Source organism: Microbacterium gawkjiense, from assembly GCF_031932225.1.
In the GTDB taxonomy this organism is placed as follows: domain Bacteria; phylum Actinomycetota; class Actinomycetes; order Actinomycetales; family Microbacteriaceae; genus Microbacterium; species Microbacterium gawkjiense.
In genome coordinates this window covers 1,546,530-1,558,412 of sequence record NZ_JAUZVV010000001.1, presented here as the reverse complement: position 1 = coordinate 1,558,412, position 11,883 = coordinate 1,546,530, and the positions used below count along the sequence as shown (strand labels likewise).

General features: G+C 67.0%; 5 protein-coding genes. 1 reads left to right on the top strand and 4 read right to left on the bottom strand.

The annotated features are described in order from the left end of the window. Positions 1-4 precede the first annotated feature (4 nt). Positions 5-2,119: a cellulase family glycosylhydrolase gene (locus Q9S71_RS07465; RefSeq protein WP_311861495.1), complete on the bottom strand. Its 2,115-nt coding sequence runs from the start codon at positions 2,117-2,119 to the stop codon at positions 5-7. A gap of 143 nt (positions 2,120-2,262) precedes the next feature. Here Q9S71_RS07465 and Q9S71_RS07460 point away from each other — a divergent pair, with 143 nt between their 5' ends. After that, positions 2,263-4,602, top strand: coding sequence for a glycosyltransferase (locus Q9S71_RS07460; protein ID WP_311861493.1), 2,340 nt, complete (start codon positions 2,263-2,265; stop codon positions 4,600-4,602). Positions 4,603-4,605: 3 nt separating this feature from the next. Here Q9S71_RS07460 and Q9S71_RS07455 read toward each other — a convergent pair whose 3' ends face one another. The 3 genes from Q9S71_RS07455 to Q9S71_RS07445 all read right to left on the bottom strand — a co-directional run bounded on the left by Q9S71_RS07455 (position 4,606) and on the right by Q9S71_RS07445 (position 11,804). Beyond that, on the bottom strand, positions 4,606-6,381 hold the full coding sequence (locus Q9S71_RS07455) for an ABC transporter ATP-binding protein (protein WP_311861492.1): 1,776 nt from the start codon (positions 6,379-6,381) through the stop codon (positions 4,606-4,608). After that, on the bottom strand, positions 6,374-7,309 hold the full coding sequence (locus tag Q9S71_RS07450; RefSeq protein ID WP_311861490.1) for an ABC transporter permease: 936 nt from the start codon (positions 7,307-7,309) through the stop codon (positions 6,374-6,376). The genes Q9S71_RS07455 and Q9S71_RS07450 overlap by 8 nt, the downstream gene beginning before the upstream one ends. 61 nt (positions 7,310-7,370) lie before the next feature. Then, positions 7,371-11,804 carry a glycosyltransferase family 2 protein gene (locus tag Q9S71_RS07445; RefSeq protein WP_311861488.1) on the bottom strand — a complete coding sequence of 1,478 codons (4,434 nt, stop codon included), beginning with the start codon at positions 11,802-11,804 and terminating at the stop codon, positions 7,371-7,373. Positions 11,805-11,883 lie beyond the last annotated feature (79 nt).

Genomic DNA, 11,883 nt, shown 5'->3' with positions numbered 1-11,883 from the left:
CATCCTAGCCAGCGGGTGTCTGGGAGACCGTCGGGGCGGGCGTTGCGCCGGCGGGCTCGAGTGAACTCTCGACGAACTGCGGCCGAACCGTCACCGGAATGGTCGCCACCCCGTCGACGGGCTCGATGGTCTTCGTGGCGCCCGTCATGGTGGTCACCGTCACTGCGACATCGCTGCGGACGGTCATCTCCGCTTTCCCCTTCGGAGCCCACACGACGCGCACGGCATCCTTCTCGTCACCGAAGCGCACCGAGTGGACTCCCTTCGCCGACTCGTCCGCCGCCAGAGCACGTCCACCGAGGCGGGCGATCATCAGGGCTTGGGCGTACCCGACGGGCTTCGGCTGGAAGGCTGCCACGCCGGACGCCTTCTGGTAGTACATGCCGAAGTTGCCCTCGTGCTTCGCGGGGCTCGGGTCGTCGTTGATGAGGTCGTACCAGAAGAACTTCTCAGCCCCGCTCGCAAGCGCCGTGATCGAGGTCCGCACCAGGTAGTCGGCCTGCGCCGAGACGGTCCGGCCGCCGGTCTTGGACGAGCTGCCGAGCTCCGTGATCCAGATCGGGCGGGTCGTCTTCCCGTTCTCCTTCATGGAGCGGTTCGCCTCGTCGACGATCCCGGCGAGCGACTCGGGCTTGCTGGACACTTCGTAGGGGTGGAAGCTGATCGCGTCGGAGTACTTCAGACCACCGGCACGCCACAGACCGTCGAACCAGGGGGCGTCGTAGCGGGCGGTCGAGCCGGCGATGATCGGCAGATCAGGGTCCACCTTCTCCACCGCGCTGTGGACGGAATCCAGAAGAGGGACGTAGCACGAGGGCTTCGTGCCGCATGCCGTCTTATTGAAGCGTGTGTGGTTGAACTCGTTGAAGACCTCGAGGCCGACGAGGTCGAACCGCTCCGCCATGGCGGCTGCATAGTCGCCGTAGGCCGCGATCGCCGCCTTGCTCGTCGGCACCTTGCCGTTGCCGTACAGCTCGTTGCCGTAGTTGACGATTCCGAGCAGGTGGATGCCGTGGGCGTGGAGTCGGTCGAAGCCGTTCACGTAGTGGTCGGCCCAGTCGTACTTGCCCTTCGAGGTCTCGTTGAACCGCCAGAGGACGTCGTTGCGGGCCAAGCCGATTCCGAGGGATGCCGTGAGGTCGGCGGCATCGCTGTAGAGGTCGTTCTCGACGTGGAGGCCCACACCGAACCGAGGGTCGGCGGCGATGGTCGTGCCCTCGTAGTCGATGACGCCGAGCAGGGTCTTGACGGTGCCTGCGCCCGTCTTCACGGCCACGCTGTAGTACCCCTCATCCAGGCCCGTCAGCGGGACCGCTTCGAGCACGTGGGACGCGTCGACCGCACCCTTCGCTGCGACCTTGCCGCCGGCATCCGTCGCGGTCCAGGAGATCTGCCCGGCCGGCGCGCGGACCGCGAGCATCGGGTTCGACGCCGGCAGGATGAGGGACCGGTTGACGATCGTGTCCTTGCCGCCGACCTTCTCGAATGATGGGTTGGGGACGACGTTCTCACCGTCGGCGCCCACCAAGGAGACATCGTCGATGCCGAGCCCGGCGACGGGGCCGTCGAGGACCACGCGGATCTGAGCGGTGTCCGCATCCGCCGGCGCGGTGAAGGTTCCCGTCACCGTGGTCCAGGCCGCGCTCAGCTCAGGAAGACCGATCCTTTCAGTGCCGATTTCGATGGCGGCGTCAACCGCCTCGGGGAGGGGCGAGAGGGACCGCACCTGTGCGGAGAATTCGTACGACGCACCCGCGACGACCGCGGCGTCCACAGCGAGGGCGGATGTCTTCCCGTCGATGACCGGCGCATCGATGTAGGCAGCCACGGATCCATCCGCGCCCTGACCGACCTGCGGGACGACCCGGGCGACCTTGGTCGTCGAGGCGCGCTTCCAGGAGTCGAATTGACCCGCTGCAGGGACGGAGAGCGGCGCCGACACGGGTGCGGGCTCCGGCGTGGCGGACGGCGTCGGCGTCGCGCTCGAGGTGGACGGTGTCGGCCGTGCCGCGGGGGGCGTCGACGAGCCGCTGGCCGTCAACGCGACGGCGGTCGCGGTGAGCGCACCGACGAGGACGATGGCCGCGCCGATGTAGATGGTTCGCCGGCGGATCTGCATGGAGATGCCCCTCCAAGGGTGTGGGAAGTGAGCGTCCATCATCACAGACGAGGCTGCGAGCGCAGAATCCGCAGGACCGAGCAGCGCGCGCCAGTCGACCTTCCGACGGCCCGGGACGCGGCCCACCGCATAGGATCTGGGCGATGTCACCTTCACCTGCGGTCTCGATCGTCATGCCGCTCCACAACGATTCCGGAACCGTCGCGGCCGCACTCCGAACAGCGCTCGACCAGACCCTCCGGGACATCGAAGTGATCTGCGTCGACGACGCGTCGACGGACGCCACCCTGGCGGTCGTCGAACGGATCCAGGAGGACGATGACCGAGTACGCATCCTCCGTCACTCCGAGAACCGTTCCGCCCTGAACGCCCGTCGCACCGGTGTCGAAGCCGCGCGCGCTCCCTACCTTCTCTTCCTGGACGGCGACGACGAGCTGGACCCCCGGGCAGCAGAGACGGCGTGTCGCGCGATCGTGGCCGCCGACGCAGAGGTGCTGCAGTTCGGCGTCACCGTCGTCGACGCGCACGGCCAGGTGGGTGGATCGTACGAGCGGCGTCTGCGGCCGCGGTTCCGGAGGTTGGACGGCAGCGATGTGCTCCCTGGGCTCTTCCCCGTCGACATCGCCGCTCAGGGTCAACTGTGGCGGTATCTGTTCCGGACGGATCTGCTTCGCGCCGCATACAGCCACATCCCGGAATCGCTCTCCCTGCAGCGCGTGAACGACCTGCCGGTGATGTTCCTGGTCGCATCGCTCGCCGCGAGTGTCGCCTCGATCGACGACCAGCTCTACCGCTACCACCTCGGCCGCGGAGGAAGCGGTCACCGGGTGGAATCCCTCGAGCGGGCACGGTTCTACGCGTCGGCTATCGACTCCATCGGTGCGATCGGAGACGCCGTCGACACGATCGCCGCGTCGAGCCCGGATCCGTCCCGCGTCACGGAGACGTATGACGGGGTGCGGATGTGGATCATCGGCTACGTCTGCACACAACTCCTCGAGAAAGGCGCCCGCACCATCCGCGAGGACGCGGTGGAGCTCTTACGCAGCAAGGTCGACGAGCAGGATCTTCTCGCCGCGGCAGGTCTCCACTCGCCCCGATCGCTCCTCGCCCTGATGGATGGCGCCGGGCGTCAGGAGATCGGCGTGCACGACCCGCGTCACGTCATGCTCGCCACATCCACTTTCCGCACCGGCGGTGTGTCCGCGGTCATCGCTGCACAGGCCCGTATCTTCCACGACGCGGGATACACCGTGACCATCGTCGCCCGGAACGGTGGCAGCGACCCACGAGCCGTTCCCTCCGGCGTGGATTTCGTGGAGCTCCCCGGGGGCGACATCGTCGCCCGGATGAGGGCATGGCGCACGATCCTGCGTGAACGTTCGGTCGACATCGTGATCGATCACCAGGTGCTCTACACGCGCTATTGGCCGGAGTTCGCCATCATGACGCGGGCAGCAGGCGCCGCCACCGTGGGATGGCTGCACAACTTCGTGGCGCGTCCGATCTACGACGGTGACGATCGGCTCGCGATCATCGAGCAGCGGGCGACGCTCCTCGCACACCTCGTCACGCTCTCGCCGCTGGACGTCGCGTACCTCAAGCTGCGAGGCATCACGCACACCTCTTTCGCCCCCAACCCCCCGTCCGCACTCCTCACGGAGCGGGCCGATCCTCGCGAGCCTCGGAAGCGCGCGGCGGGGCCGCTTCGACTGATCTGGTGGGGGCGCCTCGAAGAGAAGACCAAGCGCGTGACCGAGCTCATCGCCGTCGGCGCAGAACTCCGATCCGTCGGGGTCGACTTCCGGATGACGCTCATCGGGCCCGACTGGGACGACATGACCGCCAAGAAGTTCAACGCCTTGGCCAAACGCCGCGGCCTGCACGACGCCATCCGCGCAGTGGGGCCACGCCATGGGCGCGACTTGGCGCGCGAGATCGACGCTGCCGACGTGTTCGTGTCGACGAGCATCATCGAGGGTTATCAGCTCACCATCGCAGAAGCGCAGTCCTTCGGGCTCCCGGTCTTCATGTACGAGCTCCCCTGGCTCGTCCTTGTGAAGGACAACGAGGGCCTGGTATCCGCTCCGCAGGGAGATGCGGGACGGCTGGCCAGAGCACTCGCGCAGGTGTCCCGCGACCCCGATTCCTACGGACGGATGTCCCGCGGATCCCTCCAGGCCGCGCAACGGGCGCGCGGCGAGGACTTCGCGGATCTCTACCGCCGAATCGTCACCGGACGTGTGCATCCGTCGTCGTCGCCCGACCCGACGCTGCAGGATGCGCAACAGCTCCTGGGGCTCCTGCGCTTCTACGCTGAGCACGCGAACCGACCGGCTCTCCGGGCCGCGCCTCACGGCCAGTCAGCCCTCGGCACCCGACTCTGGGCCACGATGGCGCCCGCCGGACGACGAGCGATCGCACGGTTCCCCGGCCTACGCCCCTTCGTTCATCGCCTCAAGAAGCGGATCGGCGCCGACTGACGCTCAGGGGGCGACCCCGTCTTCCTCCGGCGCGGTGGTGACGACCGGATCGGGTGACGGCGCGACGGGGAGATCCGTCGGCTCAGGGATGTCAGTCGGCTCGGGGATGACCGGCGCCGTCACGACGGGCTCGGGCACCTCTTCGGCATCCGTCGGCTGAGGGGCAGGGGTGGCCGGATCCGGAGTGGGCGACGGCCCGGGAGCCGGCGACGTCGGCTGCGGAGCGGGTCGGGACGGCGAGGTCCTCGAGCCGGCATCGGGGGACTCGACCGTCTCCTCCTCGGGCTGCGCGTACTCGCGAGCGACGACGACATGAGCACTGACCTGCTCCCCCACCGCATCCTGAGCGATCAGGCTGTACGTTTGCGAGGTCGTCCAGCACGGGTAGGCGACCGCGAGTTCGGCGCCTGCGCCAGCGAGGTCGGAGACGATCGGGGCCTCCACGGCCTCGACCTCATCCGCCCCTCTCCCGAGAGCGACCTTCTCGGCGGCGTGAGTCTGCCAAGAGACGTTCACGGTCGCGGTGCCCTCCTCCGACTCGCATCGCACGACGTCCGACGCGGCCGAGAAGGACATGATCGCAAGCGCGTCGGTCGTTTCGTCGCCGGCCGGCGTCATCCCAGCGGGAGCGCTGCTGTCGGAGCTCGAGAGACCGGCGAGGAACGCGAGGGAGGCACCGGCGGCCACAGCGAGCAGAAGGACTGCGATGGTCCCCACGACGGCGAGGAGGCGACGGCGACGGCGTGCCCGCGCGGCCTCACGGAATCGTTCTCGTCGCGCGACCGTGCGCGCACGTCCCGAAGACTGCGTGGGAACGATGGTCTCCCCGTCGGTCCTCCCTGCGGACGTGAGGAGCGCCTCGAGCGCGGTCACGCCCGATGCGGACGGTGCGGTACGGGTGGTCTCTTCGGTCGTCGCGGCTCCCGGAGGCGGCGGGACCGGCGCCGGCCGATGAGCCGCGGCCCCCACCGCGACGCTCTTCGGATCCTTCGTCCACTTCACGTAGTCATCGATGACGGCGTCGGTGGGACCGTCCTCGCGCAGCTCACCCTTGTGGATCCACAGCACGCGTTCGCACGAATCCTTGAGAGACCCGACCGAGTGGCTGACGATCATCACGAGACCGGCGGTGTCGCGCAGGTTGCGGATACGCTCCTCGCTCTTGATCCGGAACTTCCGGTCACCGACCGCGAGTGCCTCATCGATGAGGAGGATGGAGTGCGCTTTGGCCGACGCGATCGCGAACCTCAGTCGCGCACCCATCCCCGAGGAGTACGTCTTCATCGGGTGATGGATGAACTCGTTCAGCTCGGCGAAGTCGGCGATCTCGTCGACGTGCGCTGCGGCTTCTGCCTTCGAGAACCCCATCGCGAGGAGTCCGAGCTTGATGTTGTCCTCGCCGGAAAGCTCGGGCACGAGTGCGGCGTTGACTCCGAGGAGGACGGGACGGTCCCTCGCCCAGATCTCGCCGCGGGATGTCGGGATGAGTCCGGTCATCGCCTTGAAGAGCGTCGACTTGCCGGAGCCGTTGTGCCCGACGACGCCGATCGTCTCACCCTCGGTCGCGCTGAAGCTGACACCTCGCAAGGCGGGAACCGTCGTCATGCCCCGGCCTCCGCGGATCGCGTCGAGGCTCAGCAGCTTGTCCCGGGTTCCCACGCGCTTTCCGGACGCGTACACCTGGTACGTCACGTGCGCGTCGTTCGCGATGACCATGGGTCGTCGCGCGGCCCGGTCCACCGGGCTCTGAAGCGGGCGGTCGGCCGAATGATCAGTCACTGAGCCCGTACCTCGCCTCCGCGCGCCAGAAGAACACCACACCGAAGACCAGCGCGACGACGGCCCACACCGGCGCAGCAACCACCGCGAGAGTCGGTGCCGTGTAGGAATCGAGCAGCACCGCACGCGAAAGCGAGATGAAGTCGTAGGTCGGGATGAGATGGGCGATCGTCAAGAGAGTCGGGAAATCCCTCAACGCGCCATCGACGTCGAAGAAGATGCCGCTGACGTAGAACAGCACGCGGGTGATGATCGGGATCACCTGCTGGACGTCTCTCGCGTGCACGGACAGTCGCGCCACGACGAGCGCCACCCCGAAGTTGAAGATGCCCATGACAAGGAGGATGGGAACGATAAGCAGCCACGACCACCGAGGCGTCTCGCCGAAGACGATGAGCAGAAGAACCATCAGCACCACGACGGGCACCATCCTCATCGCCTGCTCGATGACGACGGAGAAGGGGAGGAGGATGCGGGGGAAACCGATGCTCTGAACGAGTTTCGAGTTCCCCGTGATCGCCTTCGCGCCTGCCCCGAAGCAGTTCGTGAAGAACTCGAGGACGAAGACGCCCACGATGACGTACAGCACGAAATCCGCCGGCCGTGCCGGGCCCGCGATCACGAAATGGAAGATCGCTCCGTAGATCAATGCCAGTGAGAGCGGCTTGATGACGATCCAGAGAACGCCCAAACGGTTGGGGAGCAGGCTCGCAATCAGCTTGTTCGAGGCGAGCGTCACGCCGAAGCTTCTCCTGCGCCAGGCATCCGTCAGATACGCGCTCAGCGGTGGCCGCTTGCCGACGACCGACAGGCCCGCATATGCGCCGGCGGCATCGCCGCCGGCAACAGATGACGTCGTCACCGTACTCCTCTGATCCCGCTGCCCGTGCGGGGCAGCACCCGAAAGCCTACGCTCCGCCGGTCGCATGCCCCCTCTCGACCCCTGGGCACTGTCCGACCTTCGAACGCGGGGATGTCGAGGTTGCCTCTCACTCGGCGAAGCCCGCGACCTGGTCGAACGCCTGACCCAGCTCGCGGCGGCGCAGCTCGTACATCGGTCGAAGTTCCTCAGGGATCCTGCTCGCCGCCCACGAAAGCAGGTGCTGAGCGAAGTGGATCCATTCCTCTCTCAGGTCTGCGAACGAGTCCAACGGCGAGATGCGCTCGTGGGTGCCCCGCAAGGCTTCGAGCACGGCGAGACGTCTGGCGTCGTTGATGTTGGTGATCTGATCTCGCGACGTGAACTTCCGATGCGTGACCACTTCACCGTCGAAGAGACTGATGCGAGACGCGCGTGCGATCGAGTGCCAGTGGAACAGCACGTCGTTGTGGACCACGGTCGGCCCGAAGAAGACGTTCCCGTCATGGAGGAGGCGCGTGCGGATGATGCGGTTCCACGGGTAGTTGATGAGCTGGGCGACTGCCCGCTGCCGACTCGCACTGCTCGCCGCCCGGGTCGCTCTGCCCCACGCCTCGAGATCTGCATCGAACATCCCGCGGGAACGTCCCTCATCGGTGTACTCGATCCGGTACTTCATGAAAAGCAGGTCAGAAGCCTCCTCATCCGCCTGGGCCACCGCAGCGACGAGTGCCTTGGCGTCGATGACGTCGTCAGCGTCGAGGAAGTAGGTGTAGCGGCCGGATGCGAGTGGGATCACCGAGTTGCGGGCGCGCCCTGCTCCGCGGTTACCCTGCGCGAAGACGTGGACGTTGGAGTACCGCTTCTCGTAGTCCTCCATGATCGCGAGCGAGTCGTCGGTCGACCCGTCGTCCACGAGCAGCACGTCGAAACGGAGCCCCCGGATGGACAGGAGCGAATCGAGCGTGGGCTTGAGCAGGCCGGAGCTGTTGTAGACCGGCACCACGATCGTGAGATCGAGGTCGGGATACGCGGAACGGAACGTCGTCAGCTTCGCGCGAGTCTTCTCCGGAATGGTGGCGTTCGGCTCGGCCTCGATCGCGCGCTCGTAGATCTCCGCGAAGCCGCGACGGATCATCGCGGCCGCCGCGGGCTGGGTCTGTTTGGTTGCGACCCACAACGTGCGGTCGAGGTAGTTCGCGAAGGATTCGATCAGCTTCTCGCGGTACGCGGGCTCTGCGCCCAATAGCGAGTTGAGCACCGTGTTCATGTGATTGACGAACGCGCCGAGCTTGTACGTCTGGGCGCTCATCGTCTGGCCCTCGCGCTCCATCCGGTGGAAGCTGATGACCTCGTCGCAGAGGACGACCCGCCGTGCGCGCGAAAGCACGAACCAGTGAAGAGGGTTGTCCTCGTAGAAGTAGTCGCCTTCCGGGTAGAGGATCGCGTGCTCTTCGAGGAACGCTCGACGATAGAGCTTGCGCCACGGCACGGGCGAGAGTCGGAACAGGTCGATGTCCTCCACCGCGGAGAGGGGCGTCCCCGTGGGGAGGCTGCTCCAGACGTGCCGATCGTAGGACTCCGTACCCTCGGTCAGCTTGTCGGTGAACGTCTTGAAGTCTCCGATGACGAGTTCGGCGTCGTGCGTCTCGGCGGCCTCCACCAGCCGGGCCAGGCCCGCGCTCGTCACCTGATCGTCGCTGTCAGCGAAAGCCACGTACTCGCCACGTGCGGCCCGGATGCCGACGTTGCTCGGGATGCCGGCTCCGCCCAGCGTGTTGTGGTCCAGGCCGAAGACGCGGACCCGAGGATCCTTCTTCCAGTATTTCTGAATGATCCGGCGTCCACCGTCCTTCGACGCGTCATCCACGAGGATCAGCTCGAGATCGCGGAAGTCCTGATCCAGGACGGAGGAGATGGCTGCGTCGAGGAAAGGCTCGACGTTGTAGACCGGCATCACCACGGACACCGTCGGCTTTTCGGCGACACGCGGCTGCGAGTGCCGGGAATCGAACCGGACTTCCTCTGCCCGCCCATCACGCGAGAGCGAGCGGCGCAGTGCTTCGACCCGAGCCCCTGCTCCGATACGGCGCGCTGCACGCTGCAGCTTGCTCGGCTGGGGCGGGGTGATGAGGATCCGATCGCCTGGGAGGATCCGCGGCGTCCACAGCGACGTCCCCTCGACGATCGCCTCGGGGCCGACGCTGATGGGGTAGTGGATGACGCCCAGACTCGTGCGGAATGCCCCGAAGAGGCGCCAGCGGGAGTCCGCGAACTTCGTCAGCGGCCTCGACCACACTCGGCGCCCGCCCGTCGTGGTGACGGTGAAGTCCCGTCGACGAATGGCGCCGCTTTCGACCTCCCTCTGAGCGAAGACTTCCAAGAGGAACGACGCACCGCTCGTCTCGACCACGACATCCGCTCGCTCGCCGTTCACACGCACGGACGAGACCTTCGCCGACAGGTAGTGGGCTGTGAGGTCATCCACGCCATTGGTGCCGTCCTGCGGCAACACCTGGAACGCTCCGTCGCCCGTCTTGACGACGAGGTGGCGACCGTGGTTCCAGACGAACGCATCAGCGGAGACCGCAGCACGGCGCGAAACCACTTCGCCATCGTCGGCGGCGTGATCGACGGTGACCTCCCACCGTCCGGGCTCGACGACGTCCACGTCGGCGGACGCCACGATGTCACTCGTGCCGGCCATGACTCGGAGGTCGATCCCGGCCGAACCGTTCGAGATCCGAACGCCGCGGATGAGCTGGCTGACCGCGCTCTGAAGCGTGACGCGCAGACCCGTGTCATCGATGGAGACTGCGCTCACGGTGGGTGTCGGCAGCGCGGGGAGAGCGCGCGTCCAGGTGGGTCGATTACCGAACCACCCCTCCACGACGTGTTCGACGTCGGCCGCGGCGATCGTCTTCCCCCGCGCGTCTCCTGCTTCGGGGTCTTCGACGACGACGACGCGGTCGGCACGGATCGGAAGCGAGCTGCCTAGGTGGCCCTGCGCCGCTCCGGCGTGACGCACAACGACGAGAGGAGCATCGACCTCTCGCAGGCCGTCGACGCGTACGGCCAGACCACCCGCGAGCAGTTCTTCGAGGACGACCGCATACCTCACCGTTCCGTGAGGCCCCAAGAGCGCGTCGGAGTGCAACAGTCCGACTGTCAGGCCGACCTCGGCCGCTCTCCGGATCTCATCTGCGACCGTCCCGTGGAAGGCTTCCCATCGCGGGGACTCTCGCGCGTCGAGGACGACGAGCACGTCCACGTGCCCGGTGTGGGGCATGGGGATGCCATATCCGACTTCCTCTTCGAGGGGGACTGCACGACGCAGTCGTGCCGCACTGCGGTAGGCGGTCAGAGCCGCCGGCTCCCACGCCCTGACGCCGTAGTCCCGACCGCGAGTCTCTTCGTCCGGCGCGAGTGTCAGGACCAGGGGTGCACCGGACACCAGGGCAGGCATCGGCCGATGAGCGTTGAGCTCGAGACGCTTGCGCAGCTCGCGTTCAGCGCCTCGGGGCACCGGGTCGAAGCCGCCCATCGTCCGCAGGACGTCCGAGCGGATCATGAGGGTCGACTCGGCCTTGGAGAGTTTGACGCCGCGATCCGTGACGAAGGAGAGCTCCCGACCGACGTGCACCTCGTGGACGAGGTTCGCCACTCGACCAGGGTGCAGCAGCAGGTCTGAGAGCTGCGTTTCGAGACGACGAGGATGCGACCATGAGAGAGCGTTCTGGAACGTGATGACATCACCGCGCGCGGCAGCGATCCCCTCGTTCCGGTACTCCATTGCGTTCTTGCCGGGTTCAGCCGAGATCACGCTGATGCGAGCGTCCGCATCGAATCGCGCAGCGATGTCACGGACTTCTCCGACGGGATCGCCATCGACGATCAGGAGCTCCCAGTTCGCGTAGGTCTGAGCGACGATCGAACGGATCGCTGTTTCGACATGGTCGGCTCCGGGGAGGACCTCGAGGATGACACTCACGAGAGGACCCTGCCCGACGGTGCTCTCGGCCGCGGCCTCCAGCCTGTCGAAGGGCGCGCCGGCGGCCTCGCTGAGACGCACCGTCTCGAGACCCAGTCGCCGGAACGGCTCATTGAATCGGTGGAGGAGACCGTCGAATGTGCCGCCGAACCTGGGGTGACTCAGTTCCAGTCGCAATGCCAACCGCGCCCAGCTGCGGCCGCCGAGAGCTTCCGCGATACGCCGGGCGTCGTCCGCGTAACCGAAATGCAGCGCGCGCTCTGCCAGGCGCTGTCGTGTCGTTCTCGACGCCGCGCCGCCCGCGTCGACGCGGTGCGCGATGAAGGAGACGAGGGCACGCTCGGCCTGTTCGTCCTGATTCCGCTCGTGCAGCATCTCGGCGAGAGCGAACAGCCGGTCCAGGGAGATCGCATCCAGAACCGGCTCGGCGTCTGCGACACTCTCGGCGTGCGCCAGCAGGAGTGCTCGGAATGACTCCCAGTCGTGCGCCTGGCGGGTGAGGCGTCCGGCCAGCGCGTCGAAGGCCCACCGGGACCGCACGCGTGCGCCGAACGAGTGAAGATCGCGGTCCACGAAAGACCGTGATCGCAGCAGCGCAAGCCGCTCATGACGTGCCACATCCGAGGAGACGAGACCGAGTGTCACCGCGCCG